Annotated in this window: 17 protein-coding genes; 2 read left to right on the forward strand and 15 right to left on the reverse strand. The window is 65.3% G+C overall.

Annotation, left to right across the window (positions count from 1 at the left end):
• Positions 1-44: 44 nt before the first annotated feature.
• Positions 45-932: a LysR family transcriptional regulator gene (locus ACVJ5M_RS33770; protein WP_354099339.1), complete on the forward strand. Its 888-nt coding sequence runs from the start codon at positions 45-47 to the stop codon at positions 930-932.
• Positions 933-944: 12 nt separating this feature from the next.
• Here the strand turns inward: ACVJ5M_RS33770 and ACVJ5M_RS33775 are convergent, their stop codons facing one another.
• The 15 genes from ACVJ5M_RS33775 to ACVJ5M_RS33845 form a co-directional block, all read right to left on the reverse strand.
• On the reverse strand, positions 945-1,880 hold the full coding sequence (locus ACVJ5M_RS33775) for a carbohydrate kinase family protein (protein ID WP_063984461.1): 936 nt from the start codon (positions 1,878-1,880) through the stop codon (positions 945-947).
• A gap of 5 nt (positions 1,881-1,885) precedes the next feature.
• On the reverse strand, positions 1,886-3,532 hold the full coding sequence (locus ACVJ5M_RS33780; RefSeq protein WP_063984462.1) for an FGGY-family carbohydrate kinase: 1,647 nt from the start codon (positions 3,530-3,532) through the stop codon (positions 1,886-1,888).
• A 38-nt stretch (positions 3,533-3,570) separates the two neighbouring features.
• On the reverse strand, positions 3,571-4,344 hold the full coding sequence (locus ACVJ5M_RS33785) for an SDR family NAD(P)-dependent oxidoreductase (protein WP_063984463.1): 774 nt from the start codon (positions 4,342-4,344) through the stop codon (positions 3,571-3,573).
• Between the two features lie 50 nt (positions 4,345-4,394).
• Positions 4,395-5,402 carry an ABC transporter ATP-binding protein gene (locus ACVJ5M_RS33790; RefSeq protein ID WP_063984464.1) on the reverse strand — a complete coding sequence of 336 codons (1,008 nt, stop codon included), beginning with the start codon at positions 5,400-5,402 and terminating at the stop codon, positions 4,395-4,397.
• Between the two features lie 15 nt (positions 5,403-5,417).
• On the reverse strand, positions 5,418-6,248 hold the full coding sequence (locus tag ACVJ5M_RS33795; RefSeq protein WP_063984465.1) for a carbohydrate ABC transporter permease: 831 nt from the start codon (positions 6,246-6,248) through the stop codon (positions 5,418-5,420).
• Between the two features lie 4 nt (positions 6,249-6,252).
• The gene (locus ACVJ5M_RS33800; RefSeq protein WP_063984466.1) at positions 6,253-7,125 is read right to left on the reverse strand and encodes a carbohydrate ABC transporter permease; all 873 of its coding nucleotides are present in this window, start codon (positions 7,123-7,125) and stop codon (positions 6,253-6,255) included.
• A gap of 91 nt (positions 7,126-7,216) precedes the next feature.
• A complete protein-coding gene (locus ACVJ5M_RS33805; protein WP_441256852.1) occupies positions 7,217-8,470 on the reverse strand; it encodes an extracellular solute-binding protein in 1,254 nt (417 codons plus the stop codon).
• Between the two features lie 347 nt (positions 8,471-8,817).
• Complete coding sequence (locus tag ACVJ5M_RS33810; RefSeq protein WP_063984468.1) at positions 8,818-9,768, reverse strand: sugar-binding transcriptional regulator; 951 nt, start codon at positions 9,766-9,768, stop codon at positions 8,818-8,820.
• A gap of 6 nt (positions 9,769-9,774) precedes the next feature.
• Positions 9,775-10,437 (reverse strand): HAD family hydrolase, encoded by a 663-nt coding sequence (locus ACVJ5M_RS33815; RefSeq protein ID WP_063984469.1) that lies wholly within the window; start codon positions 10,435-10,437, stop codon positions 9,775-9,777.
• A 74-nt stretch (positions 10,438-10,511) separates the two neighbouring features.
• Positions 10,512-12,431, reverse strand: coding sequence for a nitric oxide reductase activation protein NorD (locus tag ACVJ5M_RS33820; protein ID WP_063984470.1), 1,920 nt, complete (start codon positions 12,429-12,431; stop codon positions 10,512-10,514).
• 10 nt (positions 12,432-12,441) lie between these two features.
• The gene (locus ACVJ5M_RS33825; protein ID WP_063984471.1) at positions 12,442-13,254 is read right to left on the reverse strand and encodes a CbbQ/NirQ/NorQ/GpvN family protein; all 813 of its coding nucleotides are present in this window, start codon (positions 13,252-13,254) and stop codon (positions 12,442-12,444) included.
• A 58-nt stretch (positions 13,255-13,312) separates the two neighbouring features.
• Positions 13,313-14,659: a cbb3-type cytochrome c oxidase subunit I gene (locus ACVJ5M_RS33830; RefSeq protein WP_063984472.1), complete on the reverse strand. Its 1,347-nt coding sequence runs from the start codon at positions 14,657-14,659 to the stop codon at positions 13,313-13,315.
• A gap of 67 nt (positions 14,660-14,726) precedes the next feature.
• Positions 14,727-15,179 (reverse strand): c-type cytochrome, encoded by a 453-nt coding sequence (locus ACVJ5M_RS33835; protein WP_063984473.1) that lies wholly within the window; start codon positions 15,177-15,179, stop codon positions 14,727-14,729.
• A 111-nt stretch (positions 15,180-15,290) separates the two neighbouring features.
• Positions 15,291-15,551, reverse strand: a complete 261-nt coding sequence (locus ACVJ5M_RS33840; protein ID WP_063984474.1) for a cytochrome C oxidase subunit IV family protein — start codon at positions 15,549-15,551, stop codon at positions 15,291-15,293.
• A gap of 2 nt (positions 15,552-15,553) precedes the next feature.
• Positions 15,554-16,129 carry a cytochrome c oxidase subunit 3 family protein gene (locus ACVJ5M_RS33845; RefSeq protein WP_063984475.1) on the reverse strand — a complete coding sequence of 192 codons (576 nt, stop codon included), beginning with the start codon at positions 16,127-16,129 and terminating at the stop codon, positions 15,554-15,556.
• A gap of 172 nt (positions 16,130-16,301) precedes the next feature.
• On the opposite strand from ACVJ5M_RS33845, the gene ACVJ5M_RS33850 reads away from it, so the two are divergent.
• Positions 16,302-16,457, forward strand: a complete 156-nt coding sequence (locus ACVJ5M_RS33850; RefSeq protein ID WP_085965373.1) for a hypothetical protein — start codon at positions 16,302-16,304, stop codon at positions 16,455-16,457.
• The last annotated feature ends 28 nt before the right edge of the window (positions 16,458-16,485 follow it).

The raw sequence follows: 16,485 nt of genomic DNA on the forward strand, positions 1-16,485 counted from the left end.
CCAATACCATTTTGATGGTCAACCCATACGTTTTCGGTATGCCAATGGATCTTCACCGGCTTCGCTATTTCGTCGCCGTGGCCGAGGCGCGCAGCGTCGGCAAGGCCGCCGAACGGCTGCGGATGGCCCAGCCGCCGCTGTCGGTCCAGATCCGCAAGTTAGAGGCCGAGGTTGGCGCGCCGCTGTTCCGCCGCGGCACGCGCGGCATGGACCTGACCGAAGCGGGCCAGGCCCTGCTGGTGCGCGCCGGCGAGGCGCTGGCGCTCGCGGCCGACGGGGTCGAAGCCGCGCGGGCGGTCGCGGCCGGCAGCCGCGGGCGGATTTCGGTCGGATACATGTTCGTGCTCGCGAACGCCATGCTGCCGCGCCTGATCCCCGAGCTGCGGCGATCCATTCCCGGCGTCGACCTCGACTTCGCCGAGCTCAGCGCCTCGACGCGCGAGGCGCGGCTGCTCGACCGCAGCGTCACCGTCGCGCTGTGCATGCCGGCGATCCACCATCCCGAGATCCAGGTGGCGCGGATTGGCGCGCAGCCGTTCATGCTGGCGATGCTGAAGCGCTCGCCGCTTGCGCGCCTGAGCGCAGTGCCGATGGCGCGACTCCAGGGCCGCCCGCTGATCGCGCTGCCGCCGCCGGAGCAAGACCCCGCCTCCTCCGCGGTCGCAGCCTTGCTGCGGCGGCATCAGATCGTGATGCCGATCGCGAGCCGGGTGGAGACGGTGCATTCGGCGATGAGCCTCGTTCTCGCCGGCGAGGGGCTTGCGATCCTGCCGGCCTGCGCGAAGCTCGGCGCGCCGCAGGGCATCGTGTTCAGGCCGCTGCGGGATGCCGCCGACTCCATCGATATCGCCGTGTGCTGGCGGCGGGATTCGCAGAGCCCGCTGATCCGCACCTTCCTCAAATGCGCCGAGAAGGTCGTCGCACGGCTGTGATGCGCAGCCGCGCTAGACGCCCCACGTGACTTCATGGCTCCACGGCGGATCGGCGCCCGGGCGGGTACAGGTCATGCCGGCGCAATTGGCGGCAAAGGACAGCGCGCGGCGAAGCTCGTCCGCACCGATGTCTTTCAGCTGCTGCCGGCTGATGCGGCCCTGCTTGTGCAGGGCGAACAGGAGCGCAGCCTGAAAACTGTCGCCGGCGCCAATGGTGTCGGCGATCTCGACCTTCGGCGCCTGAACTTCGATCTGCCCTGCTCCCGCGTGCCAGGCAATAGCCCCGTTGTTGCCGCGGGTGATGACGACGAGGCTCGTGCCCTGCCCCAACAGCAGCTTCGCGCGCTGCTCGTGGGGCTCCTCGCCGAAGAGATACGCGAAATCGACATCCGACATCTTGATGAGATCGGCTTGGCCTGCGAACTCGGCCATGCGCGCGAGATAGGCCGGCTTGTTCTTGACCAGATTGGGGCGGCAGTTCGGATCGAAGGAGATCGTCGACGACGCGCGCGCGTCCGCGATCAGGGCTTTCGTCTCGGCCGCGCCCTGGTCGTTCACCAGCGTGGTCGAGCCGACATGGACGGCCTCGATATTCGCGAACGGAATTGTGCCGCGCCGGTAGGTCCAGTTCCGTGTCGCGGTTTCGGCATCGTAGAAGGCGTAGTGCGACTCGCCCGCGACGATGCGCACGAAGGCGAGCGTGGTCTGGCGGTCGCTGCGGGTGGCCAGCCCCAGCTCGACGTTCGACGCCGTCGCATGATCTGCGATCATTCGTCCGAACATGTCGGTCGAGACGCCGCCGACAAATCCTGTCGGCGCGCCCAGCCGCGCCATGCCGATCGCGACGTTGAGGCAGGAGCCGCCGACCGCAGGCATCACCGCCTCTCGCCCCTCGGTGTTTCGCGTCGGGACGAAATCGATCAGCGCATCGCCGCAGGCAATCAACATCCGTTTCAACCTCCGGCACCCTCGCGCATCGCTTCACGGCTGCCGCGATCGACCTCGCGGAGCAGCTTGTAGACCTCGCGCTTGCGGGCATGAAACGCGGCCATGCCGGGCGCGGTCGGTTCGCTCTTCCGTCCCAGCGCCGACATCTTCGCCATGGTCTCGCCGATCGAGGCATAGGCACCGCCGGCCACCGCGCCGAGCATCGCGGCGCCCAGCAGCACGGGTTCTTTGGTTTGCGGCAGCGCGACGGTGAGCCCGGTGGTATCCGCCATGATCTGCCGCACCAGCGGACTGCGGCTCGCGCCGCCGCCCATGATCATGATGCTGGAATGGACGCCATGCGCGGCAAAGGCCTCGATCACCTCGGCGAGGCCATAAGCCAGACCGCAGAGGCCGGCGACGAACAGCCGCTCCATCGCACCAACGTCGCTGTCGAGGTCGAGGCCCGCGATCACCGCGCGGGTGTCGGGGTCGGCGTAGGGAGAGCGGTTGCCGATGAATTCGGGAAGCACATGGACGTCGCGGGCGAGCAGCGCGGCACGGCTGACGTCACCGGCGCGCGCGATGATGCGCCGCTCGAGGTACTCGATGAGGTCGACACCCTCGTTGCGCGCCGCCGCGCTCGCCTCGGCATGGCCGGGATGCGACTTGAGGAGATGGTCTATCGCCGCGCCCGCAGCCGACTGGCCGCCTTCGTTGAGCCAGAAGTCCGGCACCATGCCGGAATAATAAGGGCCCCATACGCCGGGCACGAAGCACGGCTCCATCGTCGTCGCCATGATGCAGGCCGACGTCCCCATGATGTAGGCGAGACGGTCGCTGACATCGCTCGTTCCGCCCGATCCGTCGCGTCCGCCGATCGCGCCGATGCCGCCGGCATGGGCATCGATCAGCGAGGCGCCGACCGGCGTGCCCGGCGACAGGCCGAGCTCCGCAGCCGCAGTTCGGGTGAGGCCTTCGCCGAGCCGCGTGCCGGGCGCGACGATCTCGGTGCCGATGCGGGCGTATTTCTCGCTGACGAAATCGGAGAGACCGATGCGCTTGAAGAACGGCGCGCTCCAGCCGCCGCCGTCGTGTGCGAGGTAGTTCCATTTGCAGGTGACCGTGCAGGTCGAGCGCTGCAGCGACCCGGTCGCGCGCCAGGTCAGATAATCTGCCAGATCGAAGAAATGACCGGCGGCATCGAAGCTCGCGCGCATGTGCCGCTTCAGCCACAGCAGCTTCGGCATCTCCATCTCGGGCGAGATCGAACCGCCGACATAACGCAGCACCGCGTCCCCGGTCTCGTTGATCAGCCGTGCCTCGGCCGTGGCGCGATGGTCCATCCAGACGATGACATTGCGCTGGCGGTCGCCGGAGGCACTGACGGTGACCGGCTCGCCTTGCCGATCGAGGACGACCAGCGAACAGGTGGCGTCGAAACCGATGCCGCCGACGCTGTCGGGCGCGATGGCAGCTTCCGCCATCGCCGCCCGCACCGACTTTACGCAGGCGTCCCAGATGTCGGACGACGATTGCTCGACGATGTCGCCGGCCTCGTGCCAGATCCGGATCGGATGCTTGGCGGTGGCAAGGAGGGTGCCCGCCTCGTCAAACACCCCCGCCCGCGTGCTCGTGGTCCCCACGTCGACGCCGATATACGCTCGCGGCATTGTCGCTCCCGGTCGCTCTCGTCAGTTTTGACGCAAGCCTACCAGCAAGTGTAGCCGCCATCCACCAGCACGATGCTGCCGGTCATCAGGCTCGCGGCCTCCGAGGCCAGGAACAGCACGACGGAGGCGATCTCCTCGACCTGCCCCATCCGCGCCATCGGGGTTCCGCCGATCCAGGCGTCATACATTTTCGGGGTGCTTTTCACGAAAGCATTGAGCGGCGTGTCGATATAGGTCGGCGCCACCGCGTTGACGCGGACGCCGCGCGCGCCCCATTCGGCGGCCAGCGACTTGGTCAAATGGTGCACGCCGGCCTTGGAGGCGTTGTAGAAGCACTGCTCCTGCGGCTTGTTGACGATGAAGCCCGACATCGAGCCGACATTGACGATGGCGCCGCTCCTGGCCTTCAGCATGTGCTTGCCGAATTCGCGGCAGCACCAGAAGGTGCCGTTGAGATTGACGTCGATGACGTTGAGCCAGTGCTCGTCGGTGACGGTCTCGGCCGGCGTCTCGCTGCGGGCGATGCCGGCATTGTTGACGAGGATGTCGACCTTGCCGTGGCGGGCGACGAGGTCGGCCGCGACCTCCGCCACGCGCTTCGTGTCGGTGACGTCCATGATCGCCGTCTCGATGTCAAAACCCTTCGCCTTCAGGCTGGCCTTCGCGCTGTCGGCAACCTTGCTGTCGCGGTCGCCGATGATGACCTTCGCGCCGGCTTCGGCCAGCGCTTCCGCGCAGGCGAGGCCAATGCCTTGCCCGCCGCCGGTGATGAACGCGGTCTTGCCGCTCAGCTTGAATTTTTCGAGGTACATGGTGGTCTTTCCGTTTCTTGCCGTCTCTTGCCGTCTCTTGCCGTTTCTTGTCAGCCCCGAAGCGCGTTGCCGCTGTCGTCGAAGCGATGGATGCGCGCGGGATCCGGCACCAGCGACACGCGGTCGCCGGCATGCAGGCTCAATTCGCCGATGTAGCGCGCCGTCAGCATGCCGAGCGGTCCGGCATCGACATAAAGGAAGGTGTCGCTGCCCAGATGCTCGGCGACCGCGATCGTTCCCTGCCAGCCGCCGGCGCCGTCGCGCTCGATCTTGAGATGCTCCGGCCGCACGCCGATCGTCGCCGCGCCCTTCTGCAAGGCGTGCTCGCCAGTGACGAAGTTCATCTTCGGCGAGCCGATGAAGCCGGCGACGAAGAGATTGGCGGGCCGCTCGTAGAGCTCCAGCGGCGAGCCATATTGCTCGATCTTGCCGCCATTGAGCACGACGATCTTGTCGGCCATGGTCATGGCCTCGACCTGATCGTGGGTGACGTAGATCGCGGTGGTGCCGAGCTGCTTCTGGAGCCGCGTGACCTCTATCCGCATCTGCACGCGCAAGGCCGCATCCAGGTTGGACAGCGGCTCGTCGAACAGGAACGCCTTGGGCTCGCGGACGATGGCGCGGCCGATCGCGACGCGCTGGCGCTGGCCGCCAGAGAGCTCGCGCGGCTTGCGGTCGAGATAAGGCGTCAGGTTCAGCGTCGCCGCCGCCGCCTCGACCTTGCGGTTGGTCTCGTCCTTGGAAAGACCCGCCATCTTGAGGCCGAAGCCGATATTGCCGCGCACACTCATATGCGGATAGAGCGCATAGGACTGAAACACCATCGACAGCCCGCGCTTGGCCGGCGGCGTGTCGACGACGTTCTTGCCGTCGATCAGGATCTTGCCGCCTGAGACGTCCTCGAGCCCGGCGATCAGCCGCAGCAGCGTGGTCTTGCCGCAACCGGACGGGCCGACGAACACCACGAAGGAGCCGTCCGCGATCTCGAGATCGGCGCCCTTGATGATGTGCACGGGCCCGAAGGATTTCTGTACGTCCTGAAGTGTGATCTGACCCATGATCCGCCAGCCCCTTTACTTCACCGCGCCGAAGGTGAGCCCGCGCACGAGCTGCTTCTGGCTGAACCAACCGAGGACGAGAATGGGCGCGATCGCCAGCGTCGAGGCCGCCGACAGCTTTGCCCAGAACAGCCCTTCCGGGCTCGAATAGGAGGCGATGAACGTGGTGAGCGGCGCGGCGTTCGAGGTCGTCAGGTTGAGCGTCCAGAACGCCTCGTTCCAGGCGAGGATCAGATTGAGCAGCATGGTCGAGGCGAGGCCCGGGATCGCCATTGGCGTCAGCACATAGACGAGCTCGCGGCCGATGGTAGCGCCGTCCATGCGCGCGGCTTCGAGGATGTCGCGCGGGATCTCCTTGAAATAGGTAAAGAGCATCCAGATCACGATCGGTAAGTTACCGAGGCAGAGGATGAAGATCAGTCCAGCGCGGGAATCGAGCAGGCCGAAGGTCTTGAAGATCAGATAGATCGGCACCAGCACGCCTACCGGCGGCATCATCTTGGTCGAGAGCATCCAGAGCAGGATGTCCTTGGTGCGTTTGGTCGGGGAGAACGCCATCGACCAGGCCGCGGGGATTGCGATCAGCAGCGCGATCAAGGTCGAGCCGCCGGCGATGATGATCGAGTTCAGCGCGTGATGCAGATAGTCGCTGCGCTCCTGTACGGTGGCGTAGTTTTCCGTGGTCCAGTGGAAGAACAGGAAGGACGGCGGAATCGCGAAGGCCTCTAACTCGGTCTTGAAGCTCGCCAGTACCATCCAGAGGATCGGGAAGAAGATCAGGAAGCCGAAGAACCACGCCCCGATCGTCGATACCACCACCCGCTGCGTCGTCGCCATCCGCGCCATGCTCTCATGCCTCCAGGTTGCGGCCGACGATGCGGACGAGGAAGAAAGCGACGATGTTGGCGATCACGACAGCAACGAGGCCGCCGGCGGAGGCACTGCCGACATCGAACTGGATCAGCGCCTGCGAATAGATCAGGAACGCGATGTTGGTGGTCGACAGTCCGGGACCACCGCCGGTGGTGACGTAGATCTCGGCGAACACCGTGAGCAGGAAGATGGTCTCGATCAAGATCACCACTGTGATGGGACGCGCCAGATGCGGCAGCGTGATGTAGATGAAGGCCGAGAGCGCGCTGGCGCCGTCCATCTCGGCCGCCTCCTTCTGCTCCTCGTCAAGCGATTGCAGCGCGGTGAGCAGGATCAGCGTCGCGAACGGCAGCCATTGCCAGGCGACGATCAGGATCACCGCGAGCAGCGGCGCGTCAGTGAACCAGTCGATCGGCGTCAGCCCGAATACCTTGGCGAGCCAGGCGAACAGGCCGGACACCGGATGCATCAAGAGGTTCTTCCAGACCAGCGCGCTCACCGTCGGCATCACGAAGAACGGTGCGATCACCATCAGCCGCACGATGTTGAGGCCGATCACGGGTTGATCGAGCAGCACCGCCAGGGGAATGCCGAGCAGGATGGTCAGCGCCAGCACCGAGCCGACCAGCACCAGCGTGTTCCGGAGCGAAGCGAGGAAGGCGGGATCGGTGAGGAAGTAGCGGAAATTCTCCAGGCCGACGAACGCCTCGGAGCCGGGATCGAGCAGGCTGTAATGCAGGGTCGAGAAATAGATCGTCAGCGCCAGCGGGACGATCATCCAGATGAACAGGAGCCCGACGGCCGGGGTCAGAAGCGACCGCGCAAGGAACTGCGTCTGCCGGGTTGCCATTCTTGGCCTCTCCGCTGGAGAAAGAAGGCGGCCATCCGTCCGGGGCTGGCTGGTGGATGGCCGCAAGTGTGAGCTCAGGGAGAGCTCGGGTCTACTTGATATAGCCGGCGCGCTTCATCTCGCGCTCGGTCGCGGATTGCGCGGCGGTGAGCGCGGCATCGACCGTCATCGATCCCGCGAGCGCGGCGGAGAATTGCTGGCCCACCTGCGTGCCGATGCCCTGGAATTCGGGGATCGCCGCGTATTGCACGCCGACGTAAGGCACCGGCTTCACGGTGGGCTTGTTCGGGTCGGCCGCATCAATCGAGGCCAGCGTCAGCTTCGCGAACGGCGCGACTTTCAGATAGTCCTCGTTCTGGTAGAGCGAGGTCCGTGTGCCCGGCGGCACGTTGGCCCAGCCCTCCTTCGACGCCACGAGCTTGGTGTAGTCCTTGCTGGTGGCCCAGGCGATGAACTTTTCGGCGGCTTCCGTCTTCTTGGAGCCGGCGGGGATTGCGAGGCTCCAGGCCCACAGCCAGTTGGCGTTCTTGCCGAGCCCAGTGTTCGGCGCCAGCGCAAAGCCGACCTTGTCGGCGACCTTGGACTCCTTCGGATTGGTGACGAAGGACGCCGCGACCGTGGCATCGATCCACATCGCGCACTTGCCGGCGTTGAACAGCGCCAGATTCTCGTTGAAGCCGTTCGAGCTCGCGCCGGGCGGGCCGGCCTCCTTCATCAGATTGACGTAGGTCGTAAGCGTCGTCTTCCATTCCGGCGTGTTGAACTGCGGCTCCCACTTCTCGTCGAACCAGCGCGCGCCGTAGGAATTGGCCATGGCCGACAGGAACGCCATGTTCTCGCCCCACCCGGCCTTGCCGCGGAGACAGATGCCGTAGGTGCCGGCGCTCTTGTCAGTGAGCTTCTTGGCGGCGTCGATGACGAAATCCCAGGTCGGCTTTTCCGGCATCTTCAGGCCGGCCTTCTCGAACAGGTCGGTGCGATACATCACCATCGAGCTCTCGCCATAAAACGGCGCGGCGTAGAGCTTGCCGTCGACGGAGACCGCGTCCCTGATCTTCGGCAGCAGGTCGGCGACGTCGTAATCGGCGCCGAGATTGGCGAGCGGCACCAGCCAGCCCTTCTTGGCCCAGATTGGCACCTCGTAAGTGCCGATGGTGAGGACGTCGAACTGGCCGCCCTTGGTGGCGATGTCCGTGGTGACGCGCTGGCGCAGCACGTTCTCCTCCAGCGTCACCCATTTGACGGTGATGTCCGGATTTTTCTTGGTGAATTCGCTGGTCAGCCCCTGCATGCGGATCATGTCGCCATTGTTGACGGTGGCGATGGTCAGGGTCGTTTCGGCCATCACAGGGACGGCCAGCAACAGGCAAGACGCGCCGCAGACGGCGCCGAGGACGTGTTTCACGGTGACCTCCCTAGGATCGCGCTTCTGAGCATATGCCCACGCGTTGGGCGTATGTTCGGACGAGGTGCGGCGCTTGTCAAGCAGGCGCGCGGACGTTCCCGCAACTTATGAGTGCTGCGGTGCGGGAGGGCCGGAGCTTTTCCTCCGCCTTCGCTGTCATGCCCCGCGAAAGCGGGGCATCCAGTACGACGTGTCGTGAGTTGGTTTCGCACCGGATAGGCCGCGGCGTACTGGATCATCCGCTTTCGCGGATGATGACATTGGCGCAAGTGGCTGTAGCGCCCGCCCTACCGCTCCAGAATCGCCCTTGCCGTCGCCTCGTCCGTGATCAGGCCGTTGATCAGGTGCCCGTTCAGCGCGGCCGCGATCGCCGGCACCTTGGCTGCACCGACCGCGGCGCCGATCGTCGTGGTCTTGGCCGGCACTTCCGGCGGAATGCTGGTGAGGCGCCTGTTGGTGCCGGCCTTGAGCAGGCGGCCCTTGGAATCATAGGCCCAACCGGTGATTTCGCCGATCGCCCCCTGCCGCATCATCTCGAACAATTCGTCGCGGGTGACGAAGCCGTCGACGTGGATTTGCGCCTTCTGGTCCATCTGACCGATGCCGACGAGGCGCAAGTCAGCCTTGGCCGCGACCGCCTTAACCTTCGCGATCGGCTCGATCCGCACCATCTTGTTGCGCTCGTCTTCCGACGACATCAGGAACGGCAGCGGCATCGGATAGTGCCGCGCACCGGTGCGGTCGGCGAGCCGGCCGACGGTGTCGTAGAAGCTCGCCGAACCATCGGCGGAGATGTTGCCGACCAGCGAGACGATCTGGTGGTTGGGCCGGTCGATCGGCGTCACGCGCTCGACCGCGGCGCGCACCGCCCTGCCCGTGCCGAGCGCGACGATGACGGGCGTTTCCGAACGCAACGTCGAATCCAGCAGATTGGCGCAGCGTTCGGCGATGCCTGCCGTGGCCTGCGGCGCGGCAGGATCGGCCGGCACCACCTCGCAATGGCTGAGGTCGAAGCGCTCCTTCAAGCGTGCCGCCAGTTCCATGCAGGCGGCGATGGGATGTTCGAGACGGAAGGTGATGAGACGTTCGGCGAGGCACAGCGAGACCAGCCGCTGCGCGGAGGCCCGCGAGACCTGGAGCATCTTTGCGATCTCGTCCTGGGTGTGACCGGCAATGAAATAGAGCCAGCCGGCACGCGCGGCATCGTCGAGTCTGGACCTTTCGTTCTCGACGGCCATGGCGGCCTATGCCTCCCAGAATTCGCTCATGTGCGCGAAGACCCGATCGGCCCCGGCGCCGGACAATATAGCCTGGCCGTCGCGTCCGCGATAATGGCTGCCGCCGACAAATCCCCAGACGGTCATGCCGGCAGCCTTCGCGGCCAGCACGCCACTGACGCTGTCCTCGATCACCAGTGTGCGCGCAGGGAGCGCGCCCATTTTCTCCGCCGCGTGGAGAAAGAGATCCGGCGCGGGCTTGCCGTGCGTGACCATCTGCGCCGTGTAGATCCGGTCGCCGAAATGGGGCGCGAGACCGGTCACCCTCAGCGACAGCGCGACGCGGTCGAGATCACTCGACGAGGCCACGCAACACGGCACGCGCAGTCCGGACAGGACGGTATCCGCATCGGGAATCGGATGGAGCGCTTTCTCGAAGGCGGTCAGTACGCGCGACTTCAGCCGGACGGGAAAATCGGCCGGCACCGCCTGGCCGAGTTCGCGATAGTGCTGCGTGATCGCGCTCGTGCTTCGTCCGAGAAACAGCTCGAGCGCCTGCGCAAGTGTCAGCGATATCCCAAATCCGGACAGCTCGTCCACAAGGCACTGGCAGCTCACGAGCTCGCTGTCGACGAGCACGCCGTCGCAGTCGAAAATGACCAGATCGGGCCTTTGCCGGCTTCGGTCCATCCGGCCATTCGATCATATACCCACACTTTGAGCAATAGTTCACCCGGTGGAGGACATATGCGGGTTCTCCGGGGTCAATGGGCGACCTGTCGATAGATCGCCGGCAGCGCCGCAGGCAGTCGACGGATGTTGCCGACGATGGCGTAGCCGCTGCGGCCGAACAACGTCGGGACGTAGGATTGCGCCGTCGCATCGACCGTCACGCCGAAGACCGCGATGCCGAGCCGCCGCGCCTCCTGCACGGATTTGCGGGTGTCCTCGACCGCAAAGCGCCCCTCATAATGATCGACGTCGTTCGGCTTGCCGTCGGTGAGAACGAGCAGCAACTTCTTGCGCTGCGGCTGGCGCGCCAGCTCGGCCGAGGCGTGGCGTACCGCCGCACCGATCCGTGTGTAATAGCCAGGCTTCAGCGCGCCGATCCGGCGCTCGATCGCGCCACTCATCGGCTCGCCGAAGGCCTTGACCGTTTCGAGCCGCACCCAGGAACGCCGGCGCGAGGTGAAGGTGAGGATGCTGTGGTGATCGCCGCAGGCCGACAGGCCGTGCGCAAGCACCAGCAGCGCCTCCTTCTCGACGTCGAGCACCCGATAACCGTCGACCCACGCATCCGTCGAAAGCGAGACGTCCACGAGCAGCGTGACGGCAAGATCGTCCCCTCGCGGTCGCATCGCCACATGGACCCGATCGAGACCGCCCCCGCCACTTCCGGCGCGGAGATCGCACCGCGCGCGCACGAGCGCGTCGAGATCGAGGTCGTGCCCATCGGCCTGGGCGCGCATCAATTCATGACGCGGCCGCAACACCTCGAAGCGGCGGCGCACCTGGCGGATGTGCCGACGCATGGCGTCATCAGGCGTCCAGCCCTCACCCAGCTCGGAGGCCGCACCCGCGAGCACACGGCAATGATCGGGCAGATAGGAGCTGCTGCGATAGTCCCATTCGGGATAGCTCAGGTCGGCGTTCAATGGCGATACATCGAGGGCTTCCGGCGGCAGGTCGAGATCGAATTTGAGCCGGCTCGCCGGCTTGCCGCTGCGGCGGCTGAGCGTGATCTCCTCGAGGTCGTCGGCTGCCTTCCGCGCATCCTCGTCCTCACTGTCGTCAGCCGGGCGGTCGACATTGATCATCTCGGCCATCGCGAGGATCTTTTCAAAGCGATTGAGCACGAAAGGATCGCGGCGATCGGTACCGTCTTCGCGCTCGCGGACGGCAAAACGCTTGCGATCGTCCGATGGCACTGGTGCAGCGGTCGGCACGCACGCGTCGTCACCCGCATGTGCGGGCGACAGCGCCCGTGTCCAGCAATCGCCCCAGAGCGGGCATGGCAGGATCGAACGATAGCCGGGCGGCGCCTTGTCCGGCAGCGGCCCCGTCCCCATCATCGCCGGCCACAGCTTTCCCACCGGCGGCGTATCGGCGCCGAGCAGAGCAAGCACGATCTGCTCCATGTCCTGCTCGATGCGCGGCAATGGCCGGTGCGGCCGCGCCATGGCCGTGGCCGCGGCCAGCCGGGCGTAGTCTTCGGCAAGGCCGGGACATTCCGTGAGCACAAGCACCGCGACTTCGCTGGTCCGGCGCAGCGTCAGCAGATCGCGCCGCAGCGGATCGGCCTCCGCGATCACGTCGACCGGTGCAAAGGCAAACCACGCGGCCAGCCACCGGTACAGCGCAGCATTCAGCCCGCGATCGGCGAAGATCGCGATGTTGTCGGGCAGGAAGATCGTCGCGGCGTCACGCCCGGGTTGCGCGAGCCGCTCGTCGCCGAGCCCGATGCGCTGACGCCATCCAAGCCGATGCCCGGTCCGACGGGCACTCGCGCTCGCGATCTGCACGCCCGTCTCTCCGCCAAGCGCGCGGAACATGATTGCGATCCGGCTGCGCACCTCCGCGAGCGACACCGCGTGTTCGGCATGGGCCTGATAGCTCGCGGTGCCGCCGACCAGGCGATGCCAGGCTCGGCCGACGGTTTCTTCAAGCTCGAGGAAATCGAGCATCGCATCCCCCTCAGGACATCACGGCGCGTGCGACGTCGAGCAGCGCCGCCTTGACGTCTGCGTCATCGGTGAGCGGTTCGATCATGCCGGCCAGCACCGCATCCGTAATTGAGGCTCCCGCCGCAATCAGGGTGGCGCAATAGACCACGAGACGGGTCGAAACGCCCTCCTCCAGGTCGTGCCCCTTCAGCGCGCGCAGCCGGCCGGCCAGCAGGACCAGCGGCCGCACATAGTCGGGTGCGAGCCCGCTCTCGGCCGCGACCACCGCGATCTCCTGCTCCGGGGCTAAGAAGCCGAACTCGACGGCGACGAAGCGCTGACGCGTCGACGGCTTCAACGCCTTCAGCAGCGTCTGGTAACCGGGATTGTAGGAGACCACCAGCATGAAGCTCTTCGGCGCGACCAGCTCCTCACCGGTCCGCTCCAGCGGCAGGATACGGCGGTCGTCGGTGAGCGGATGCAGCACCACCGTGACGTCCTTGCGCGCCTCCACGACTTCGTCGAGATAGCAGATGCCGCCTTCCCTCACCGCCCGTGTCAGCGGACCGTCGGTCCATACGGTGTCGCCGCCCCTTAGCAGGTAGCGGCCGGTAAGATCGGCGGCGGTGAGATCGTCGTGGCACGCGACGGTGTGAAGCGGCAGTCCTAGCCGCGCCGCCATGTGGGCGACGAAGCGCGTCTTGCCGCAGCCGGTCGGCCCCTTCAGCAGGACCGGGAGCTGGTGCCGCCAGGCGTGCTCGAACAGCGCGCATTCGTTGCCGCTCGGAACGTAAGCCGGGAGCACGAGCGCGGGTGCCGCCAGGGCGTGAAGTGCTGCTGTCATGGTTCTTCTCCGGAAATCATTCTGGAAAGGCGGCCGCGACTGCGCGGCCGCCTTGCGTTTATTCGGCCGGTTGCAGGGCGCCCGAGATAGTCGCCTGCTTCTCGCGGCCGGGCACCAGCACCGCCCAGACGAACATCAATGCCGAGATCGCGACGAACACGCCGGAGCCGAGCCGCACCCAGTAGAAGAAGGCAAGCTGGTCCTGCACGTCCATGTAACTCTGGCCAAGCACGCGCTGGAGATGGACTTGAATCACGCCGGCAAAGGTCAGCGCGAAGGTCATGGTCATCATCGCCGTGCACATGATCCAGAAGCTGGTCATGCTGAGCCACTGGTTATAGGGCGCACGTCCCTTGATTTGCGGGATCGCATAAGCCATCACCGACAGGTTCAGCATCACATAGGCGCCGAAGAAGGCGAGATGGCCATGTGCGGCGGTGACCTGCGTGCCGTGGGTGTAGTAGTTCACCGACGACAGCGTGTGCAGGAAGCCCCAGACGCCGGCGCCGAGGAATGCCATCACCGAGCAGCCGACCGACCACAGCAGCGCGGCGCGGTTCGGATGCTTGCGGCCGGCCTTCCAGGTCATCTGCACCGTGAAGATCACCATGGTGAAGAAGGGCGCGACCTCCAGCGTGGAGAACAGCGAGCCGATCCACTGCCAGTAACCTGGCGCGCCGATCCAGTAGAAATGGTGGCCGGTGCCGAGAATGCCCGAGAACAGCGCAAGGCCGATGATGACGTAGAGCCACTTCTCGACCACCTCGCGGTCGATGCCGTTGAGCTTGATCATCAGATAGGCGAGCACGGACGCCATGATCAGCTCCCAGACGCCCTCGACCCAGAGATGAACGACATACCACCAGTACATCTTGTCGACCGCGAGATTGGCCGGATTGTAGAAGGCGAACAGGAAGAAGATCGCAACGCCCCACAGGCCGAACAACAGGATGTTAGTGACCGTCGTCTTGCGTCCCCTAAGCGCCGTCATCGTCACGTTGAACAGGAACATCAGGCAGACGACCACGATGCCGATCTTGATGATGAAGGGCTGCTCGAGGAATTCGCGGCCTTCGTGGTAGTGGAAGAGATAGCCGACCACGGCCACACCGGCTGCGCCGAAGAACATCCAGAACTGGATCTTTGCGAGCAGCGGGCTGTAAAGCTCGGTCTCGGTTTCCTCAGGCAGCAGGAAGTAGGTCGCGCCCATGAAGCCGATCAGCGACCACACGATCAGCGCGTTGGTATGAATCATCCTGACAATGTTGAACGGCAGCAGCACCGACAGCGTGTTGGGCAGTACGTAGATGGTTCCAGCAAGCAGGCCAAACAGGACCTGCGCCAGGAACAGCGTCAGCGCGCCGTAGAAATACAGCATCGCGACTTTCTGGGTCTGATATTTCATTTCGGGTTCTCTCTGTCTTGAAAGAGGCAAGGTCTTGAAAGAGGCAAGGCCCTGAAAGAGGAAGGCGTCAGCCGGCCTTGTTCGGCGGCCACTCCTGGCGCTTGATCTTGCTGGTCCATTGCAGGAAGTCGGCGAGATCGTTCAGTTCCTGGTCAGTGAGGTTGAACTGCGGCATCTGGCGCCGGCCCTCCGCGCCCGAGGGCTGCGATTGCATCCAGGCCTTCAAGGTCTCGCGCGCACCGGCCGGATCCTCATTGCCGCCCCAACGATCCCAGACATTGCCGACTTCGGGGGCGAAATAGGCGCCCTCGCCCAGCAAGGTGTGGCAGTTGATGCAGGAGTTCTTCTCCCAGACATGCTTGCCGCGCGCGACCGACGACGTCAGCGTGGCCGCGTCCGTCGAAGTCGTGGCCATGTAATAGTGGCTGTGCGCCGTCAGCCCCAAGAAGATGGCGAAGAAGAAGGCCGAGCCGCCGTAGAAGACGTTTCGAGCCGCCGACTTGGTCAGGCGTTCAGCCATTGCCAGTCCTTTCCGTTGTGAGTCCAGTCGTGAGGAAGCAGTGATGCTGTATCTTGCCGATTGGTGCCGACGGGTCTTTGTCCGGGCGCAATGAGCGCTGCGTTGACGGCGTCAGATCAATGCGATGACGGCGGAGGCGAGCCAGGCAAACAACACCACGATGAGGATCCATGCGCTCACCAGACCGCGCCAGAGCGCCGGCGCCGCGCGGAGATCCATGAAATCAAGCGCAATGCGGCGGCCCTTGATGGCGGCGAAGGTCAGCAACAAAGCGTCGCCGAGCAGCGGTCTCGGCACCAGCTGTGGCAGCAGCACCGTCGCCAGCGCGAGGCCGATCAGCACGAGCCAGGTGATGTCGAGACGGCCGGGCATGATCAGCGCACCAGATAGAGGATCGGGAACATGACGATCCAGACCAGATCGACCATGTGCCAGAAGGCGGCGCCGGTCTCGACGCCCGAGATCTCGGCGCGGCGGCAGACCACGGCAAGGATGATGATGCCGAGGCAGACGTGCAGGAGATGGAAGCCGGTCAGGAGGAAGTAGAGCGTGAAGAACGGGCTGGTCTCGAGGCCAACGCCGCGACCGATCTCCTCGGCATATTCGGCGAGCTTGATGGCGATGAAGAAGCCGCCGAGCGCCATGGCAATCAGTAGCCAGCGGCGCGATGCCCGCTTTTCACTGGCGCGCGCAGATCTGGTCGCCCTCGCCGCGGCCCAGCCGCTGGTCACCAGCACGATTGTGTTGAGGCCGGCGAGATTCGCGTTGAGCGCCGCCTGCCCAGCCGCGAACACAACGGGATGGATCGCCCGGGCAACGACGAAGGCGCCGAGGAACAGGCCGAAGGCGACGAGCTCGCTGAAGATCAGCACCCAGATCATGGGATCGCCGGGGAGATCTTCCAAGATTCCCCAGCCGGTTCCCTGTTGTTCGCAATCGGCCGCAGACATCGTCTTTCCGGATCAGGACACCGGCCAGACTTAGCTCAACCGTCCAGTTCGGAATTTGTCGCAGGACAAACTGGGGGGCCACCGGCGGAGATGTTTGCGCCGACGCAACGTCCCGCTCGCCGGAGCGCGGTACGAACAGACTCAGGGTTCGCAAAGAGCGGTGAGCAATGACATGAGCGATGCACAGATCGGGCTAATGACCGCGACACCCATCATCATCGCCTTCGCCATCGCGCTCCGGCGCATGGGCGTGCTGTCGACGGTGGCGACGGTATCGGCGGTGAGCCTCTCCGTCGCGATCGCGACGGTGCTGTTCACGACGCAGTAGCCGGGCACTACCGATGAGGAGACGATCA

The organism is Bradyrhizobium sp. S3.7.6 (assembly GCF_054061875.1).

Excerpts from the sequence above, each read along its gene's own strand:
- ACVJ5M_RS33810 (WP_063984468.1), bottom strand. The coding sequence starts at position 9,768 with ATGGCCGTCGAGAACGAAAGGTCCAGACTCGACGATGCCGCGCGTGCC.
- ACVJ5M_RS33795 (WP_063984465.1), bottom strand. The coding sequence starts at position 6,248 with ATGGCGCGGATGGCGACGACGCAGCGGGTGGTGGTATCGACGATCGGG.
- ACVJ5M_RS33840 (WP_063984474.1), bottom strand. The coding sequence starts at position 15,551 with ATGCCCGGCCGTCTCGACATCACCTGGCTCGTGCTGATCGGCCTCGCG.
- ACVJ5M_RS33785 (WP_063984463.1), bottom strand. The coding sequence starts at position 4,344 with ATGTACCTCGAAAAATTCAAGCTGAGCGGCAAGACCGCGTTCATCACC.
- ACVJ5M_RS33835 (WP_063984473.1), bottom strand. The coding sequence starts at position 15,179 with ATGGCTGAACGCCTGACCAAGTCGGCGGCTCGAAACGTCTTCTACGGC.
- ACVJ5M_RS33790 (WP_063984464.1), bottom strand. The coding sequence starts at position 5,402 with ATGGGTCAGATCACACTTCAGGACGTACAGAAATCCTTCGGGCCCGTG.
- ACVJ5M_RS33830 (WP_063984472.1), bottom strand. The coding sequence starts at position 14,659 with ATGAAATATCAGACCCAGAAAGTCGCGATGCTGTATTTCTACGGCGCG.
- ACVJ5M_RS33800 (WP_063984466.1), bottom strand. The coding sequence starts at position 7,125 with ATGGCAACCCGGCAGACGCAGTTCCTTGCGCGGTCGCTTCTGACCCCG.
- ACVJ5M_RS33805 (WP_441256852.1), bottom strand. The coding sequence starts at position 8,470 with ATGGCCGAAACGACCCTGACCATCGCCACCGTCAACAATGGCGACATG.
- ACVJ5M_RS33775 (WP_063984461.1), bottom strand. The coding sequence starts at position 1,880 with ATGTTGATTGCCTGCGGCGATGCGCTGATCGATTTCGTCCCGACGCGA.
- ACVJ5M_RS33780 (WP_063984462.1), bottom strand. The coding sequence starts at position 3,532 with ATGCCGCGAGCGTATATCGGCGTCGACGTGGGGACCACGAGCACGCGG.
- ACVJ5M_RS33820 (WP_063984470.1), bottom strand. The coding sequence starts at position 12,431 with ATGCTCGATTTCCTCGAGCTTGAAGAAACCGTCGGCCGAGCCTGGCAT.
- ACVJ5M_RS33825 (WP_063984471.1), bottom strand. The coding sequence starts at position 13,254 with ATGACAGCAGCACTTCACGCCCTGGCGGCACCCGCGCTCGTGCTCCCG.
- ACVJ5M_RS33850 (WP_085965373.1), top strand. The coding sequence starts at position 16,302 with ATGAGCGATGCACAGATCGGGCTAATGACCGCGACACCCATCATCATC.
- ACVJ5M_RS33815 (WP_063984469.1), bottom strand. The coding sequence starts at position 10,437 with ATGGACCGAAGCCGGCAAAGGCCCGATCTGGTCATTTTCGACTGCGAC.
- ACVJ5M_RS33770 (WP_354099339.1), top strand. The coding sequence starts at position 45 with ATGGATCTTCACCGGCTTCGCTATTTCGTCGCCGTGGCCGAGGCGCGC.
- ACVJ5M_RS33845 (WP_063984475.1), bottom strand. The coding sequence starts at position 16,129 with ATGTCTGCGGCCGATTGCGAACAACAGGGAACCGGCTGGGGAATCTTG.